Origin of the sequence: Bradyrhizobium sp. Arg816, from assembly GCF_029989365.1 — a bacterium.
Classification (GTDB): domain Bacteria; phylum Pseudomonadota; class Alphaproteobacteria; order Rhizobiales; family Xanthobacteraceae; genus Bradyrhizobium.
The window spans coordinates 311,298-328,287 of sequence record NZ_JAPRAQ010000009.1 but is presented as its reverse complement, the minus strand read 5'-3'; the positions used below and the strand labels follow the sequence as shown (position 1 = coordinate 328,287).

The following is a 16,990-nucleotide window of genomic DNA, read 5'->3' as shown; positions in this document are numbered from 1 at the left end:
TGAGGGGCCAAGGTGGCGTAGATCGCTCCCTGGCTGAGAGGATGTGGGTGTTGGAGCCCCCTCAGACAGGGGTATCGAGATGGCCGATTTGAGCCCTCTTCGCCGCCGCACGATCGAAGACATGACCGTTCACAATCTGTCGCCGGCGACGCAACGATCCTACCTCAGCGCGGTTTCGAAGTTCAGCCATTATTTGGCCGATGCCTGACCGGTTATTCGCGCGGCCGTCAGAAAAGCTGGTTATCGAACGAGCACCGGCGGCTGGACAGATTCGTTGCGTGTGAACGGGAGCGTCTGCGTATCGGTCCAGGCGGCGCGCTGGACGCCAGGCCAATTGGAGTCTCATTCGCCACATTGGACTATTCAATGTGAGGCGCACGTGCTCGCGCGCAGCACGCCGGCCGCCTGCCCGGCGATGTCCGCGCCCAGGCGGATGGCCTTTGGCACGGATTGGCACGCCCACGCTGCGCGCGGCGCGAGCGATCTGCGCCAGGACGCCTCGCCAGTCGCGGTCGCCCTCCGGCTGTACCGCTTCCTGCAGCGGATTGAGAGGGACGATGAGTCCATCGACCTCCAGCGCATCCACCGCCCGGCCCGCCAGGTCCAGGCCGTCGGCCTCGCGCAGTTGCGCGGCGCCGATATTGGCCAGCAGGGTGTCTAGGGCCAGGCGGCGCAGCGTGCGCGTTAGCCCCTAGGAGTTGCGGGATTGCAGGCTCACGCGCTGCGAACCGACGCCCATGGCGATCCCCAAGGCTTGCGCTGCTTCGCTCAGATGCCGGTTGATGGCCTCGGCGCGTGGTATGCCGCCGGTCATGGAGCTGATCAGCAGCGGCGGGCGCATGGTCTTGCCCAGCAGCGAGGCGCGCAGGTCGATTTGCGTCAGGTCCAACCGGGCAATGCGCAGTGCTCCCAGCCGGCTGCGACCGTGGCCGGAGCCGCTCGCCGATCCAGCACGATGTCCAGATGGTCGTCCTTGCGCCGGCCCAGGGCGGTGTCGCTCCTGCTCGCTCCATCCGTCGTATCGGGCGACGGCGTTGCGTCGGATCGGACCGCGGCAGCCCGCACGCCGCCGCCTCCCGCGCGTTCAGGCCGGCGCACGCTGGCCTCCCCCGGCAGGGTCGCTGCGGTAGCGGCTGGCCGAGGTCTGGTAGTACTGCGCGCGGATGGCCGCCATGGCCTCGATCAACGGTCCCCACGGCGCCGGAAAGCGTTCTTCCGCCATCACCCGGTGCAACATGCGCGTATAGCCGGCCAGCTCGTCGTTGAGGAACTCTACCACAGGCATAGCTGGATAGCGCTGCAGCAGCAGGATCGCCGCGTTGTCGGCCTCGCCGGCCCACCTGTCCTTGTCGCGTCCATGCAGATCGTTCTGCAGGCGCCCTATCGCGGAGATGAGCCGCAGGACCTGGCGAAAGGCCGGACGCGCGCGCAAGGTCGCCATGTCCAGCCCCCACAGCAACGACAGGCAACAGAACACGTTCGCGTAGGCGATCGAATCGATGCCGTTGTGCAGGTACTCGGCGTAGGACCAGCGTTCCGCCCCTGCCGCCTGCGCGTGTCCGGCGCGCAGCGCCGCGCAGTAGCACCGGGTATCCACGAGAAGCTGAGCATAGTCGCGACGATCGTAGGCGAGCGCGGCCAGCGAGGCGCGCAGCACGGCGCAGCCCTCGAATCCGGGGAGCGCGCACGGCTCGCCCTGCCCCAGCGCCTGTTCCACCGCGGCGACCTGCTCCGGCGCGATCAGGCCAAGGTCGTTGCAATCGTCGAGCCAGAACAGCAGCGCCAGTTCGCGATAGAACGCCACGATCAGCGTTTCGTCCTGCGGATCGCGACCGGTGCGGGCGCTGGTGTCGCGCAGGTTCGGGTGGATGCGCTGCAGGATGTACTGGCCGCCCCTGACCGCTTCCACGGCATGCTCGTCGGCGAACCCGGTCAGGGAACGCCCCCACTCCAGCACCTGCTGCAGCGCGCGTTCGGTCTGGATCACGGCGCCGCTCCTGCTCCCTCGGCCAGGACGCGCCGCCCCCAACGATGCGCCAGCCACAACCCGGCGAGTTCGGCCACGCGCACGACCCTAGTGGGGCAATACAGTTCCTTGCCGATCCACAGCGGCGTCCGCGGCAATGCATGCGCCGCATGGCGGGCGAGCATCCACTCCAGCGCACGCGCCACCACCTGCGCGATGCGCCGGCGCTCTGTCGCCTCTTCGCTCCAGTCCATCACGTGTAACGCGAACAGCGCATAGGCGGTTTCCTCGAACGTGGACGCGCGACCGGCGCCCCAGCCGCCGTCGTCACGCTGCGCCTGCAGCAGCGCCGACAGCGCACGCTCGTCGCGCCACTGGGGCTTGCCTTGCGCCAGCGCAGCGACCGCATGCGCGGTGGGATACAGCCACGAAACGTGCCATTTTTCGTTGTCCCATAGACCCTGCGGGTTGCGATTGGCCTCGACGTACGCGCTGGTGCCCCCGGCAGGCTTTCCCAAGAGTCGCAACGCATGCAGGGCATGGATGTTGGTCGACACCGAGGCATTGCGCTCGCCGGGGAAGGTGACGAACAGCTCGCCGATTTCGAAACGGCGCAACGCATCGACCGCCGGGTCGCGGCCTGCAAGGTGCAGGACGCACAACGCAACGGCGGTGTCGTCCGCATCGGCCGCGAAGTGCAAGGCGGGGCCCAGACCGCGCACGCCCAGACGGGCGTCGAGCTGCGCGACGATCACGCGGACCGCCTCGGCGAGCGCGGGATGCGCGAACAGCCCGGCCAGATGCAGGGTGTACAGCGACCAACATGGCTCGAACACATTGATCGGCCAGACGTTGGGGACGACACCTTCGATGCCGCTGCGCGTCGCCCGTGATGCCATCTCCAGATACGCGTCGACGCGCCATATCTGCGGCGTGCGTCCCCGTGTCACGGCGTGCGCACGCCAGGCGGCAGTGGCCGCCGGACTGATGCCGATGCTGCCGTCGTCATCCGGGCATGCGGTGGTCGGCGACGTCCCCCAGGCTTCCCAGGAGTGCAGCAACGGATGGCCGCTCGGCAACATCGCCACCGCCCCCAGCTTGACCAGGCGCGCTTGCCGCAACGGCAACAGCGCTGGATGGCGCGGAAGCGCTACGCCACCCAGCAAGGATGCGGCCTCACCGCAAAACTGCGGCAGGATCAGCTCCGCGCCGATCGGCGCGTCTTCCGGTACCGCATACGCGTAGGGATCGGGTTGGCGCTGGAGGAACCGGGTTGCAGCCTGGACTGCGTCGGCAGCACCGGGAAGAGGATCGGCACGCTGCAATGCCAGTAACGCTGCCCACGTGGGCGCATGGCGGAACAGCGGAAAGTCCGCGCTTCCCCATCCGCCGTCGGCCTGTTGCTGCGCGATGAGCCACGCGTATGCGTCCTGCCGACCGGTGACGTTGCCGTGGAAGCGCAGCGCTCGCGCCGTGTCGTAGACAGACGGACCGACGCTGCCGCCATCGCTCATTTCGCTCAGCAGGCGGCGCAAGTCGGAAAGGATCTGTTCGGAAAGCGTGTTCACGCGGGATGTGCCTTTTGCAGACGGTCGACGAGAACCGGGATCGGGCAGACGCCGCGCATGTCGCCGCAGGCCCGTCGCATAGGCAGCGTCGGACGGCCACCGTCCTTCGGCGCGGCGACCCGATGCTGGCGCCGCTCCGCCGCATAGGCTTGCGCACAGCACGCCGCGGCGGGCAACCGCTGCAATCGGCGCCGCGGACTCATCGCAGCGGCACAGGGGCGACACCGGCGCGCTCATGCGCATGGCGCGTGCTTGAACAGATACGCGTTGGCCCGCTGTAGGAGTTGCGCCAACCGTTCCGCACGCGGCCCCAGCGGCGCGATGGCCTCCCTGGCATCGCGCAACAGATCCAGCGCGAACTGACGTGCTGCCTGCAGTCCCATGATCGACGCGCAGGTCGGCTTCTGCGCCGCCGCGTCCTTGCCGGGGGTCTTGCCCAGCGTCGCGGTATCCGCTGTCACGTCGAGAATGTCGTCGATCACCTGCAACGCCAAGCCGAAACAGGCACTGTAGTGATCGAGCGCACAGTACAGCGCAGCGTGCGCGGCATCCTCCGCGATAGCGCATAGCGCGCCCATGCGAACGGACGCGCGCACTAGCGCTCCGCTCTTCATCCGGTGCATCTCCACGATCTTGTCCAGCTCGACGTGCTTTCCAACCAGCGACAGATCCATGGCCTGCCCGCCTGCGGCACCCTCGGCTGACACCGCCTGTGCCAGTTCGCGCACGAGCGCGATACGGTTGTCGCCGGGCGCATCCAGGCTCGCCAAGGTCAGGAAGGCGTGCGCCTGCAGCGCATCGCCGACCAGGATCGCAGTAGCTTCGCCGAACTTGACGTGCACGGTCGGAAGGCCGCGGCGAAGCACGTCGTCGTCCATCGCGGGCAGATCGTCGTGGACCAGGGTACAGGCGTGCATCATCTCGACGGCGGCACCCACGTCGTCGAGCATGTGCGCCGGCGTGTCGGCCAGTCCGCCGGCAGCCAGACAGAGCAAGGCGCGGGTGCGCTTCCCGCCATGCAAGGTGGCGTAGCGCATCGCCGCCATCAGCTCAGCCTCATGTTCGGCGCGCAGAAGACGCGCCAGCACCTGTTCGACCCGCTTTGCGCCGTCCTGCATCCAGATCTCGGGCAGCAGCCCGCCGGATGCGCCGCGCGCCTGCGCGCCCAATTCGCCGAGCGCGGAATCACCAGTTCTGTCGTTCTGTGGCGTGGAACCGGTCTGCATGTTCTTCATGTCCTTGTCCCTGACAGGCGAGCCGCGGTGTTGTCGGCGTCGCACCGTGCGCGCGGGCCGAGTGCAGCAATGCCGCGCGTCGCGGCGCCGCTGCCTCGCCACACGGGCATGCGATGCCAGCTCATGAGAATCCGATGCGGATAGTCATGGACGGATGTGCGGTCGGGTAATAGCGCTGGCCTCTTTCGACGCCGCTCAGCAACCGCGGCCGCGCCCCAGCCTCGTGCATGGTCAGCGCCAAGGCGATGCAGAACTGCACCAGTTCCAACCATGCCAGGTGGTAGCCGATGCAGACGTGTGGGCCGGTACCGAACTGCAGCATGTCCATCGGCCGGATCGGCTCGGTGCGTTGCAACCACCGCGCCAGGCGAAACTGATCAGGCGCGTCGTGCAGCAGCGCCGAGGTGGAGAAATGCAGCAGCGGGATGCACAGATCGGTGCCCGCGGGAATGCGCCGTTGGCCGAGTCGCAATTCACGCAGTGCGCGACGCACCAGGAGCGGCGTCGCCGGATGCACGCGCAGCGTCTCGCGGAACAGCGCCTCGGCGACCGGACACTGCGCCAGGTCCGCGTGCCGGGTCGGCACCGCGCCCACGCGTTGCGCCTCCTCGACAAGGGCGTCCCATAGCCCAGGCTGCCGCGCCAGCTCGATCACCATCCAGGCCATCGTCGAGGCGGTGGTGTCGTGACCACCAAGCAGCAGCAAGCGGATATTGGCGACCAGGACCTCATCGGTGAGCGCATCGTCGCTGCGATCGAAGGCGCTCACCATGTCGTTGATCAACCCGGTGCGCGCGGCATGTTCGCGCGCGTCGCGGACGAACCGGCGCAACTGCGCGTCGATCCAGTCGCGGGCGGCGCGGCCGCGCCGCAAGGGCAGTCCGGGCAGGTCGACCGGGGGCGCGACGATCAACTGCAGCAGTTGCCGGTACTTGCGACGCCATTCCGGCAGGTCCTGCGCGGGGATTCCCATGAGGCTGAAGATGAGCTTGAGCATCAGATCGCCGGTTTCGCGCAGGATGGTTACGTCGCCGCGGTCGCGCCACCTCTGCACCCGCGCCCGGATGACGGGCGCGAACAGCTCGCCGAGTCCGGCCTGGGTCAGCCCCATGGGCAGGAACGCAGCCTGGATCGCATCGCGCGCCTGCCGGTGCGCGCCGCCATCCTGGGCGACCAACGTTCCGCCAAACAATTCGGGCGAGATCTCTTGGATCAGCGCCGAGGACACGTCCTTGTGTCGGAGTAGTGCGAACGCATCCGGATTCATGCAGGTCATCAGGTGTCCGGCAGGGCCGAAATCCAGCCAGAAGTGGCTGCCCAGCGTCCGTTCCGCGTGCCGCAGCAGGCGCGGCAGGTCGCAGACGACGGCGGGAAGATGCCCGACCAAGGGGAAAGCGCCGGGCACGACCGGGATGTCGTGCCGCAGCCGATGCCGACGGTTCAGCGGGTTGAGCAGCATGCCCATCAGCAGCGCGCCGACGCGGCCGCTTCGGCGGTCTCGCCGGAAGGCCGCGCGGCGCGGCTGTTGCCACCGTCGGCGTACGTCGGCACATGCGCCAGCATGCCGCCGTCGATGCACACGACCTGGCCAGTGATGAACGCTGCATCGTCGGAGAGCAGGAACACCACCAGCGCGGCCACGTCCTCGGGGCGGCCGACGCGCGACAGGAGCTGGTGCCGGCGCAGATGCCGTTGCATGCACTCGTCCAGCTTGGCGAGGAGACGCTCGGTCATGATGAGACCCGGCGCGACCGCGTTGCAGCGGATCTGCGCATGACCGTACTGGGTGGCGAGCGAGGCCGATAGCATGTTCATCGCCGCCTTCGACGTGGCGTAGGACGTCAGCGCGGTGTCACCGCTGAGCCCCTGGCACGACGACATGTTGACGATCGCGCCACCGCCGCGGGCGATCATCCGTGGGATGGCCTGCCGGCAGCAGAGCAACGTGCCGCGCAGATTGGTTGCCATGGTCTGATCCCAGACCGCCAGGTCCAGGTCGAGGATCGCGCGGTCGCGCGGAGTCAGATGCATGGCGCCCGCGTTGTTCACCAGCAGGTCGACCGCACTGAAGTGCCGCTCCGCCATCTCGAACAGCGCTGCCACCGCCTGCGCCTCGGCGATGTCGATGGCCAGGGCCAGCGCGTGGCCCGCCTCGGCCGCGATTTGCGCGGTGCAGGCCATGGCCGCCGAGCCATCGATGTCGGCGACCACCACTCTGCCGCCCTCGCGCGCGATGGCGAGGGCGCATGCCTTGCCGATACCGGCCCCGGCGCCGGTCACCACGGCCACCTTACCCTCAAACCGTCCCATGGTGTCCTCCAGGATTGCGTTTGTCTCTCGCGGCATGCCGCTCCGCCTCCGCCGGAGAAGGCCCACTGTCGGCGCTGGCGCGCTCGTCATCGCCAGCTTCCCTTCCGATGACCCGAATGGCGGCGACCGGGCACTGGCTGGCTGCGAGCCGCACGGCGGCGTGCAGCGCCTGCGGCAGTGTCGCCCCGCACACTTCGGCCACGCCGTCCGGTTCGCGCTGGCGAAAAGTGCCCGGTAGCGTCAGCACGCACTGTCCGCTGGTTCCGCACAGATCCTGGTCGACCACGACGCGCATCTCAGCCCCCTGCGCACGCAGCCGGACCGGCAGCGCGCGAAACGTCCTAAGGAACGCGGAGGGCTCCCGGGTCGGCTGCTCGGCCAATGCCAGCGTGGGGAAGCGCGCCTGAATCCGCGGCAAACTCTCGGCCAACTGCACCCGGGCCAGTTGCGCACCGAGGCAGAAGTGGATGCCGTGGCCGAAGCTCAGCATGATCTTTCCGTCGGTCGACATGCCAGGACTGGTGCCGTAGAACCGCGCGGGATCGAAGCGGTCGGGATCGGCGAAGGCGTCAGGGTCGCGATTGCCGGACGCGATCAGCACGCGCACGTCCGCGTTCTTCGGGATCACCACGCCGCCCAATTCGATGTCGCGCTGGGCGATGCGCGGAATGGAGCTGAACATGGCGGGCGCGTCGCAGCGCAGGACTTCTTCGACGAATGCCTTCACCCCCATGGCGTCTCCCTGCAGCCATTGCCGCTGTTCGGGATACGCCAGCATCGCCAGGACCGCATGGTCGATGGTCGCAGCAGTGGTGGCGAAGCCACCCAGCAGCATGCCCCACAACATGCTGATCAACTCAGCATCCGAGAGCGTGTCGGCATCATCGTCGTGTGCGCCGACTAGCATCGACACGATGTCGTGGCGGGGATCGGTGCGCTTGCGCTGTATGAGACCGCCGAAGTAGGCCTTCACTCTGGCACTGGCCGCGTCCGCCGCGGCGAGCCGGGGATCGCTGGCGTGCGGGCTCAGGCCTTCCAGAATGGCGCCGATGCCGGCGGCGAGCCCGAACATGTCGTCCTGGGGCATGCCAAACAGTTCGGCGAAGACCAGCATGGGCAACGCCAGCGCGAACTCCCGATGCAGGTCCACGGCCTCCCCGCGCTCCAGCGCGGGCGCCATGCCGTCCAGGCGTGCCGCGACGATGCGCACGATGCTCGGCCGCAGGTTGTCGATCTGGCGCATGGTGAACTCGCGCGAGATCAGCCGACGCAGACGCGTATGCGTTGGTGGGTCCTTCATCGCTAGCGTGGAGGCCAGCAGATCGAGCGACAGGCTGGTCGCCGCATGCGGAAAATAGCGCGCCAGTTCGCCCGGTGCCGGTCCCCGAAACGCATCGCCCGTGGCCTTGAGCGCCCAGTAGATGTCGGCATGGCGGCTCAACAGAAAGAGGCCTGATGCCGCGCGATGCACCGGATCGTGCTCGCGCAACCACCGCATGAACGGATTCGGGTCGTGGATGCAGGCCGGCGACGCCAGTTCGGCGAAGGCGTCCCGGCATGCTGCCGTTGTTTCTTGCACGTCCATCTTGGTTACCTGTTGGCTGACTGATCTGACCGGTGCGCGGCAGGCGCGCCGGCAAATCGTGGAGACGATCGCGATCCCCCAGCGGCGTCCGCACATCACCAGAGCACGGGGAACTCCTCGAACCCGCCAGTGATGATCTCCTTGCGCAACTTCAGTTCTTCGGGCGCCACGGCCAGGCGCAGCGCGGGAAAGCGCTGGAAGATCGAACCGAACACCACCTTGAGTTCCAGCCTGGCCAGCGGCCCGCCGATGCAGGAGTGCGGCCCGTAGGAGAACGCCAGGTGCGGCTTTTCCTGGCGTCCGATGTCGAAGATTTCCGGGTCGTCGAAATGGCGCGGATCGAACGACGTTGCCGGCAGGCCGACGAGCACCTTGCTCTCCGCGGGAATATGCACGCCCGCGATGGTCACGTCGGTCCTCGGATAGCGCATGATGCCGTCCCAGCCCGCGCCCGGCGGGTACATGCGCAGGATTTCCTCCACCGCCTTGTCCACCAGGGATGGATCGCCGACCAGGCGTTCGCGCTGTTGCGGATGGCGGAACATGGCCAGCAGCCCGCATTCGATTTGCGCGACGGTGCTCTCGTGCCCCGCCACCAGCATGCCCGCCGCCAGGCCGATCGCTTCTTCCTCGGTCGCATTGCCCTGGTCGACCGCCGCGAGCAGATCCGTCAGCAGGTTGTCGCCAGGATCCTGGCGCTTGTCGTGCATCTTGCCGCGAATGTAGGCGCGCAGTTCTTCCCAGGCCAAGCGCGACGCGCTGCGCGGGCCGCTTTCATGCTGGTGCGTCATCACCTCGTCGGACAGCCCGGCGAAAAAGGCGTGATCCTCGTAGAGCACGCCCATCAGCGCGCTGATGACCATGGCCGGAAGCGGAAAGGAGAGGTGGCGCCGCAAGTCGGCGGGCTGGCGCTGGGCCGCCAGGTTCTCGAACAACTGCGCAGCGATCGCCTCGACATGCGGCGCCAGCAGCTTCACCCTGCGGCTGCTGAAGGCCGGCGCCACGAGCGTGCGTAACCGGACATGCTCGCCCCCCTCGTGCGAGACCAGCCACCCCGGCGAACCGAGAATTACCGAATCCGGGGTGAATGCCGTCGGCGGCATTCCCGCCGGCCGAAACGCCGCGTCGGACAGCGCCGCCTTGGCCTCGTCGTAGCCTGTCACCCACCAGCCTTCGTGCCCTGACGGGAAACGCACGCGGTGGATCGGACCGTTGGCGCGTATCGCCAACATCTCGGGCGAGGGCTCAATGTGATCGACGCGCCACATCGGCAGCGTCGGCAGGGGTTGTTCGGACACGGTGGCACTTCACTCTCTAAGCGATGAAAGGGCGGAAGGTGCCCGCAGGCGCTGCGGGCAGCGGCTTCACGTGCGCTTGCGTTCACTTCTGTTCGTCGATGATGATGGCGGCCGACTCCTAGGGCCTCAAGTTGGCTTTAGCCATCTACCAAATCTTGTAGTAGCCCTCTGAGCTAAACGCCTGGTGGTGCAAAAAATAAGCGGAAAACTCTGTCGCCACGCGCTACCAAACGGAAACCTATTTCCGATGGGTATCCGCCTATGTTGGTTGGCTACATGCGCGTGTCGACCGGACTCCGACCGTCAGAACAGGGACTTGCAGCGCGATGCGCTGCTCGCCGCCGGCGTTGATCCGCGTCCCTGTTCGAGAATCACGCCTAGGGCGAAGGATGACCGCACCGGCTTGGCGCGGGCACTCGCTGTCGCACCTGCTCGCGATCGCGAGCTCGCTCGGACAATCGAGTGGCGTTCCGCTCCCTGACCGAGAACCTGGACACCACGACGCGCCCGGGCGAATTCCTGCTCCAGAGGCGGCGCGCTCGCGCAGTATGAGCGCGCTTTGATCCAGGAGCGGGTTGCAAGCCACTTGCGCACGTTCACGTTGCCACGTGCGCCATTCGCGAAGGACGTTCTCGTCGATTAAATACGCAGTCACGGAATCCGGCGCGGCGCAACCTCGCCCGTCTCGGCTTCGTCATCGAACCCAAGGTCCGCTAGCTCGCCAGCGCCCGATTCAGACTCAGGGGGATAGGCACTCTCGCTTGGGATACGCCTTGGCGTGTTCGACCGCGGCCTCGCGTCAGCGAGGGAAAATCGTCGACAATCTCCTCGGCGATTGCCCACGGGCGAGGGCGGCCACCATGTAGACGAGGATTTTGGTGTATTACATGGGTTCGTTACGATCACCTCCGACTTGCACTCATCGGCGGCGTTCATCGAAACGATGAAGACGGTTTTGAGGTCGGCGGCGATCTTGCCGAGATCAAGGAGTAGTTCGCCAAACGCGACTCGGTGAGTGCCCGTCGAAGGAGAGCTGCCGGACCGCCTCATACAGGCGCCGCCGGGGTGAGATCTCTAAAGGTCCATGAATGCCTGGCTCAGCCCGCAGGAGAATAGCTACGGAAACACCACCCCAACCAGCAGCTCGACGGATTGAAGCGGCTGAGTGAAATCGCCGGGTCCCAGATAACTTCGAAATCGTCACGTCAAAAGAGGAAGCGGAGAACCTCTACGGGAACGACTAAGACTGGCAGTTTTCTAGCCTATTGACTTGGGTTTATCTCGACGACCGCCAGCGGAGAGCCTCCATGTACATACCACTCCACTTTCGAGACGACGACATCGAGAACATTCGAGCAACAATCCGCTGCGCCCGATTGGCCAACCTGATCACAGCGACATCAGATGGGCCACTTGCGACGCCTCTTCCGCTCTTCCTCGATGAGAGCGAAGGCGAACACGGTAACAGCGCCGCTCGACGGAGAGCGATCTTGCATCTACAGCTCTCACAGACTCCAGCGGTCGGGCCATCAATTACCTCGCGAAATTCACGAACGAAACAGTCGGGCTTGCCGCACTGTGTAGACACTTGTCCGTATACTGACAGAGGCACAATCTCGTGTCAGGTCCAGAACAAACGCACATAGTAAGCGTTGAGACTTTCGAAAGCCCATTCGGCTTTGTGACTTTCCCGGCGCCGCCTGGGATGGCCATTGCTTAAACAAATCGATTACCGCAAGATGACGTGCCCCAGGTTCACGCATGAGATCCGCCATTGTGGCACACTACTCGATGACGCCAATGCGGTGTTGCAAACCGTCAAAGCTATTTTGAGCGGCTTCAGCCGCGCGATCATCGATATGGATGGGTTTCGAGAGGAGTTTGAGCTCCCCTCCATTCTTTTCCGCAATCTGGGTATGTCGACAAATGAATCGAGCTCATGCATGGCAAGGAGGGCGCCATTTTGCACGACACCTACGAATTCTTGGCGCGCTACGCCGCCTTACGTAAAAGGGGCACGAAATGTCTTCGCTCGCCGCTGATCAGAGAGCCGTCCAAACCGTCATTGTCAGCAATCACATTTGTTGAGTGTGCAAAGACTTGGAATTGAGACTTACGTCAGCGACATTTTCGCATTTGCGAGCCGCGCAACTCAGTTTAGGAGCATGAGCAAGGAAGAGCGGCTGCGCTTCTATATGCAGGCCAATGATTTATCCCCAGAAGAACCGTCATCGTGGGCGATATGCCAGTTGAGACGGAAATTGCCCGCAATCTCGGTCTCATCAACGTATCAATCGTGGAAGAATTTGTTTCCGAAGCGCGCTTGCGGGCGGCAGAGCTCGACTACATGATTCATGACCATCATGAACTATTGCCAATTCTGCAGAAACATTGCTTTTTCAGCGTAGTTGAGTGATTACAGAAGCATAACTGAAGATCTGCCGTTGGCGCGCTCCTGCTGTCCGCTTCGCGATTCGACATTCGAAGGGGTGAGGTCGGCGATCGAGTTCTTTCGTCACTCGGCCCAACCACTGGCTCAGTTCGAGGACTCGCGCCAAATGCCACGATTCGTTCACTGCCCATTGTCGAGTACATGTTTGTCTTTCGCTTGGCACGATGCTTGCTGAAGATCATTTGCTCCAATGGGCGAGGAAGAACTGCAAGGGCTTGGAAAAGCAAGATGAGCACAAACGCTTTGATCGGCGGCGTCATTCCGAGCACCGATGTTGCGAAACATGCAGCGCGCATCGGCGCCGAAGTCAAAAATATCAAGCTATCAGGCGATCTACCGGATCACGCGATCGCCGCGATCAACAGCTTATTGCTCGAGCACAAGGTGATCTTCTTCCGCAATCAAGGACATCTCAATGACGCGGAGCAGGAGCGCTTTGCCGCTCGTCTCGGAAAGCTAGTGCCACATCCGATGCTCGGTGCTACCAAGGGGATGGCGTCGCTGCTCGAACTGGACTCCAGTCGCGGCGGCGGTCGCGCCGACGTTTGGCACGCGGATGGAACCTTCGCCGACGCCTATCCCAAGATTTTGGTCCTGCGGGCCGTTGTAATGCCAACGTTCGGAGGCGACACCCTGTGGTCGAACACAGCTGCCGCTTATCTTGGTTTGCCGCCGCCACTACAACGGCTCGCCGAGGGCCTATGGGCCGTTCACAGCAACGTCTTCGATTACGCCGGGATCGCGCGTGTCCGCGAGGTCGACAAGAAACACTTTGACGAGGTGTTCACCAGAACGGTTTTTGAGACCGAGCATCCCGTCGTACGCGTCCATCCCGAAACAGGCGAGCGGACGCTAGTGCTCGGCGCCTTGGTGAAGCATTTTGTTGGGATCCCCAAATACGACGGACAAAAGCTGTTCGATCTGCTCCAGTCTCACATCACCGCGCCCGAAAACACTGTGCGCTGGAACTGGTTAGAGGGCGATATTGCGATATGGGATAACCGCGCAACGCAGCATTACGCGGTCAACGATTACGGGGACCAGCATCGCGTCGTACGTCGGGCCACGATCGAGGGTGACGTGCCTGTCAGCGTCGATGGCCGAAGCAGTGTAACGCGGCTGAAGGTGACTAAATAATTGCACGTCGATGCCCAGCGCTCTCGCGTCTGAAAATGAGAAAACCTGGTAAGCGGAGTTGTTTCGGCAGACGCGGGAACACACTTTCCGACACGATATCTCAGCTCAACTCGGCAGCGCCTAGGTTTGATCTACGCAACTATTTAGCGTCGACCAACAGCTTCGGAAACCCTTGAGCGTCACTGTCCTTCCTCAGCGGCCGGAACGTGTCCTTCACGTTTCAGTTTAGAAAATCCTCGATCCGTGGCCATAAAGCGCGCCAACATGGGGGCGATGAGTTTAGTCGGATCGACCACTTGACCACCCTGACGCTTAAGCGCTTCTGCATATGCAATGAGATCACGATGCACGGCCGCAGGCAGCTCCGTACTCACTTTGACGGGCTTGTCGTCTGGAAGCTCTCCTATTTTGAGTCTTGGCATGTTGTCAGCCTCCATACGGCGTAAGTATGAGGTCACGATTGACAAGAACACGAACCGGGAAGCCCGGTCGTACGGTCAAAGTAGGCTGGATGTTGAGACTGCGTCGAACCACCTGCTGTCCGGTTTGATTTAGTGAGTCGGAGGCGCCGTGTCGCAATGCCTGGATGATGGCGCTGTTGTTGCTATTTGTGTCCGAACCTGCCCCTAGTTCGGTCCCGACCGCCAGAAACGTCGATAGTGCCGCAGCCTTGAACAGCTCACCCCAGTGATTGTCGACCTCGTCTTCGAGGCCTGCGTAGCCAGCGCTGTCAGCGCCAGGCTGCCGCTCGAGAACGATAGAACGTCCATTCGGCATGATCAGCCGCGTCCAGGCGAGAAGGACGCGGGATTGACCGAAAGTGACCTGACTATCGTACATGCCGATCAGACGCGCTCCCTGGGGCACAAGCAGAAAGCGGCCGGTCGGTGTATCAAATATGTTCTCGGTTACCTGTGCCGTGACTAGGCCTGGAAGGTCTGATCGGATTCCCGTGATTAGGGCTCCCGGAATGACCGTCCCGGCCTGCACGATATATCGTGAGGCCGGCCTGGTGATGCGGTCAGGGCTGACCGTGCGACGGTCTACAGAGGCGTTCACGAAGGCAAGCTTTCGGTCCTGACCGCTCTGTGCAGATGCGTCATCGCCGGTCCCCGTTGCATTCGATGGCACGACGCGGTCACTTCCAATAATCGCAGCGGTGGGCGGACGTACTTCACGTCCATTGGTCGAAGCGAATGGATGACTGATGCGGGCTGCCTCGGCCTCTTGATCCCGGCGCTGCTGGTCAGGATCAGCCCCGATCGCCGGCGACTGGCCTTGAGCGGCAAGGATCGGTCGACCGAGGTCCCCGGGGAGCGGCGGACCAAGCTGCGGGATTGGCTGGCGCGGAACGCCGGCATAGTCCTTCGGCAGCGTCATAATGCCGTCGGCAACGTTGTGACGGTCGGTGCTGTAAAGCTCATCGGCCGCCTGATTGCGGGGACGATTGCTCTGCAGCGACCACAGTACCGCTCCGCCGATGACAAGCAATGCAACCGCGCTCCCGCCGGCCAGGACCTTCCGCGACAACCTGGTCACGCGCGGATGCTCCGCTCTCAAGCGGAAGCTTTCGGACTGCTCCGCTTGTGTCTCCGGCGGCACTGCTTGCTCGTGATCGTTTTCATTCCGGGTGTTCATGACGACGGCCTCCCGTCCGTCCTGACGATCCTGACCTTCTGCTGGTGCTCACCGCCGAGCCGGAGCTCAGCGGCAGCAAACAGCCGATCAACGATCAGCACGTTGCCGTATGCGCGGTAGTTGACGAGTTCGGTCTTGCCGTCCGGGCCGATGACGAAAAGTGGAGGCATCTCGCCCTGCACGATGCCTTGCGAGAATTCGACATAGACTTTGCGGCCATCGTCATATGCGGCGAGCGGCCGCCAGGGAGGACTGTCCCCTTCAATGGCATAGCGGGAGATGCGCTGCGCCGGGTCCGGAAGAGCGGGTTTCAGAGCGGCTGAACGGGACCGTTCGCGTACCGTTTCAGGATAGTACCAGGCAACAGACGGCATGTATGGCCGCTCGCGGGAGCGGAGCTCAATCAGGTAGGTGCGCCGGTCAGTATTGACGATAAGATTGGTCTCGATCGATGCGCGGGTTGGCTTGACCAGGATGTGGACCCGTCGCGTATCGCCACTCCCGCTCTCGGTATCCCCTACGACCCAGCGGACGGTGTCGCCGGCCGCGATGGGCCCTGATCCCGTCAACTGCTCTCCCTCCTCGAGCGCGATATCCGTGATCTGCCCAGGCGCAGCGTAGATCTGAAAGAGCGCTCCGGGGCTGTAAGCGTAGATTTGCGCTGCGTTGAAATACCCCCGCTTGCGCGGTTCGACCCGGGCTGCGCTGTTTGCGGTCTCAACCCGGCTCACGGGTTCAGCGTCCTCTTTCGCGCCCGATTTCCCGCCAAGGGCCGGCTTCCAGAGTGGCGGAACGTGAAGTGGTCGCGATCTGTCGTCCAGAGCCGCCGGAACCGCCCGCAGCGGAGGGACATCCGCGTCATAGCTGATCTCCGGCGGAATGTAGGTCGCACACCCACCGAGCACAGACGAGCAAAGCAGAAGAGCGGACAGAAATGCACGCTTCGAGCTCACGAACTCGAGCCAAGCCGAATTGAGCCTGCTTTGCTGAAGGGAACATTTCGAATGAACGTCAGACGGCGTCTTAGTCACTGACTCAACTCCTTTGACCAGTTGATGGCGCGGACATAGACGCCAAGGGGATTCTTGCGCAGGCGTTCGGCATCGCGCGGCGTCTCGATCACGATCGTGAGGATTGCAGTCCAACGTTCAGTCGAGCTCAGCGAGCCGTTGTCGTAGGTGCGCTGGGTCCACGCGACCCGAAAGCTTTCCGACGACGCGCGAATGACGCTCGATACGTCGACGGAAATTTGCACCTTACTCAGCTTGGCAAAGGGGTCGTTGTTGCGCGCGTAGTCGTTGAGCGCAGCGGCGCCACGATCGGTCGTGAAATCATAGGCCCTGAGCCAGTTTCGGCGCAGAACGATACCGTCGGCCGGTAGACCTCTGACATCGTCGATGAAGCGCGCCAGATGGTAGGCGATCTGAGCGTCAGTCGGTTGATAGTCGATGTTGGCCGGCGCAACCCTTTGGGCTTGGCCGAGATGATCGACTTCAACCACCCACGGCGTGATCGAGCCTTGGCTCGATTGCCAGACATGGCTACCTGCGAGAACGGCCGATAGCATCAGGCAGCCGAACGCCATCAAGCGCCAATTCTTGGCTTGTAAGCGGGCGGATCCAATGCGTTCGTCCCAAACCTGCGCTGCTTTCTGATACGGCGTAACCGGTTCGGGCATGCGCCCGTAATGAACGGAAGGTCGTTTGAACATCGATAGTTGCCCCTGAGATCAAGTGATCGGTTTCGAGTCGAGCGGTGTCCGCGTTTGAGACGCCCGCGCAGCGGATAGCGAAGGTGCAAT

At 64.0% G+C, this 16,990-nt stretch carries 14 protein-coding genes and 3 pseudogenes; 4 read left to right on the top strand and 13 right to left on the bottom strand.

All coding sequences use genetic code 11. The features are described from left to right. Positions 1–79: 79 nt before the first annotated feature. Positions 80–193, top strand: a pseudogene (locus tag OWC48_RS23715) (integrase); the annotation flags it as partial. Positions 194–439: 246 nt separating this feature from the next. Here OWC48_RS23715 and OWC48_RS23710 read toward each other — a convergent pair. The 9 genes and pseudogenes from OWC48_RS23710 to OWC48_RS23665 form a co-directional block, all read right to left on the bottom strand. Beyond that, a pseudogene (locus tag OWC48_RS23710) lies at positions 440–987 on the bottom strand (type 2 isopentenyl-diphosphate Delta-isomerase); the annotation flags it as partial. 97 nt (positions 988–1,084) lie between these two features. Next, positions 1,085–1,987: a terpene synthase family protein gene (locus tag OWC48_RS23705; protein ID WP_282522104.1), complete on the bottom strand. Its 903-nt coding sequence runs from the start codon at positions 1,985–1,987 to the stop codon at positions 1,085–1,087. After that, positions 1,984–3,534, bottom strand: coding sequence for a hypothetical protein (locus OWC48_RS23700; RefSeq protein ID WP_282522103.1), 1,551 nt, complete (start codon positions 3,532–3,534; stop codon positions 1,984–1,986). The genes OWC48_RS23705 and OWC48_RS23700 overlap by 4 nt, the downstream gene beginning before the upstream one ends. Further along, on the bottom strand, positions 3,531–3,719 hold the full coding sequence (locus tag OWC48_RS23695) for a hypothetical protein (RefSeq protein WP_282522102.1): 189 nt from the start codon (positions 3,717–3,719) through the stop codon (positions 3,531–3,533). Before OWC48_RS23695 ends, OWC48_RS23700 begins: the two co-directional genes overlap by 4 nt. A 48-nt stretch (positions 3,720–3,767) precedes the next feature. Next, positions 3,768–4,760, bottom strand: coding sequence for a polyprenyl synthetase family protein (locus tag OWC48_RS23690; protein ID WP_282522128.1), 993 nt, complete (start codon positions 4,758–4,760; stop codon positions 3,768–3,770). A 130-nt stretch (positions 4,761–4,890) separates the two neighbouring features. Then, positions 4,891–6,234, bottom strand: a complete 1,344-nt coding sequence (locus OWC48_RS23685) for a cytochrome P450 (RefSeq protein ID WP_282522101.1) — start codon at positions 6,232–6,234, stop codon at positions 4,891–4,893. Beyond that, a complete protein-coding gene (locus tag OWC48_RS23680) occupies positions 6,234–7,079 on the bottom strand; it encodes an SDR family oxidoreductase (protein ID WP_282522100.1) in 846 nt (281 codons plus the stop codon). Before OWC48_RS23680 ends, OWC48_RS23685 begins: the two co-directional genes overlap by 1 nt. Further along, positions 7,066–8,664, bottom strand: coding sequence for a cytochrome P450 (locus OWC48_RS46940; RefSeq protein ID WP_306664428.1), 1,599 nt, complete (start codon positions 8,662–8,664; stop codon positions 7,066–7,068). The genes OWC48_RS23680 and OWC48_RS46940 overlap by 14 nt, the downstream gene beginning before the upstream one ends. 95 nt (positions 8,665–8,759) lie before the next feature. Further along, positions 8,760–9,962, bottom strand: coding sequence for a cytochrome P450 (locus OWC48_RS23665; RefSeq protein ID WP_282522099.1), 1,203 nt, complete (start codon positions 9,960–9,962; stop codon positions 8,760–8,762). 1,307 nt (positions 9,963–11,269) lie between these two features. On the opposite strand from OWC48_RS23665, the pseudogene OWC48_RS23660 reads away from it, so the two are divergent. From OWC48_RS23660 to OWC48_RS23650, 3 genes and pseudogenes are all read left to right on the top strand, one after another. Beyond that, positions 11,270–11,425 (top strand): annotated as a pseudogene (locus OWC48_RS23660) (FMN-binding negative transcriptional regulator); the annotation flags it as partial. A 770-nt stretch (positions 11,426–12,195) separates the two neighbouring features. Next, positions 12,196–12,378 carry a hypothetical protein gene (locus tag OWC48_RS23655; RefSeq protein ID WP_282522098.1) on the top strand — a complete coding sequence of 61 codons (183 nt, stop codon included), beginning with the start codon at positions 12,196–12,198 and terminating at the stop codon, positions 12,376–12,378. Positions 12,379–12,642: 264 nt separating this feature from the next. Next, positions 12,643–13,551 (top strand): TauD/TfdA family dioxygenase, encoded by a 909-nt coding sequence (locus tag OWC48_RS23650; protein ID WP_282522097.1) that lies wholly within the window; start codon positions 12,643–12,645, stop codon positions 13,549–13,551. Between the two features lie 179 nt (positions 13,552–13,730). Here the strand turns inward: OWC48_RS23650 and OWC48_RS23645 are convergent, their stop codons facing one another. Genes OWC48_RS23645 through trbF form a run of 4 tightly spaced genes read right to left on the bottom strand, consistent with a single transcriptional unit; the run spans position 13,731 to position 16,900 of the window. After that, positions 13,731–13,973, bottom strand: coding sequence for a DUF2274 domain-containing protein (locus OWC48_RS23645; RefSeq protein ID WP_282522096.1), 243 nt, complete (start codon positions 13,971–13,973; stop codon positions 13,731–13,733). Between the two features lie 4 nt (positions 13,974–13,977). After that, entirely contained in the window at positions 13,978–15,189 is a 1,212-nt protein-coding gene (locus OWC48_RS23640; protein ID WP_282522095.1) for a TrbI/VirB10 family protein, read from the bottom strand. Beyond that, a complete protein-coding gene (gene trbG, locus OWC48_RS23635; RefSeq protein WP_282522094.1) occupies positions 15,186–16,220 on the bottom strand; it encodes a P-type conjugative transfer protein TrbG in 1,035 nt (344 codons plus the stop codon). The genes OWC48_RS23640 and trbG overlap by 4 nt, the downstream gene beginning before the upstream one ends. Next, on the bottom strand, positions 16,217–16,900 hold the full coding sequence (gene trbF / locus OWC48_RS23630; protein WP_282522093.1) for a conjugal transfer protein TrbF: 684 nt from the start codon (positions 16,898–16,900) through the stop codon (positions 16,217–16,219). Before trbF ends, trbG begins: the two co-directional genes overlap by 4 nt. Positions 16,901–16,990: the final 90 nt, after the last annotated feature.

Coding starts and splice junctions, on each gene's coding strand:
- OWC48_RS23645 (WP_282522096.1), bottom strand. CDS start 13,973: ATGCCAAGACTCAAAATAGGAGAGCTTCCAGACGACAAGCCCGTCAAA.
- OWC48_RS23680 (WP_282522100.1), bottom strand. CDS start 7,079: ATGGGACGGTTTGAGGGTAAGGTGGCCGTGGTGACCGGCGCCGGGGCC.
- OWC48_RS23650 (WP_282522097.1), top strand. CDS start 12,643: ATGAGCACAAACGCTTTGATCGGCGGCGTCATTCCGAGCACCGATGTT.
- OWC48_RS23690 (WP_282522128.1), bottom strand. CDS start 4,760: ATGCAGACCGGTTCCACGCCACAGAACGACAGAACTGGTGATTCCGCG.
- OWC48_RS23685 (WP_282522101.1), bottom strand. CDS start 6,234: ATGGGCATGCTGCTCAACCCGCTGAACCGTCGGCATCGGCTGCGGCAC.
- trbF (WP_282522093.1), bottom strand. CDS start 16,900: ATGTTCAAACGACCTTCCGTTCATTACGGGCGCATGCCCGAACCGGTT.
- OWC48_RS23640 (WP_282522095.1), bottom strand. CDS start 15,189: ATGAACACCCGGAATGAAAACGATCACGAGCAAGCAGTGCCGCCGGAG.
- OWC48_RS46940 (WP_306664428.1), bottom strand. CDS start 8,664: ATGGACGTGCAAGAAACAACGGCAGCATGCCGGGACGCCTTCGCCGAA.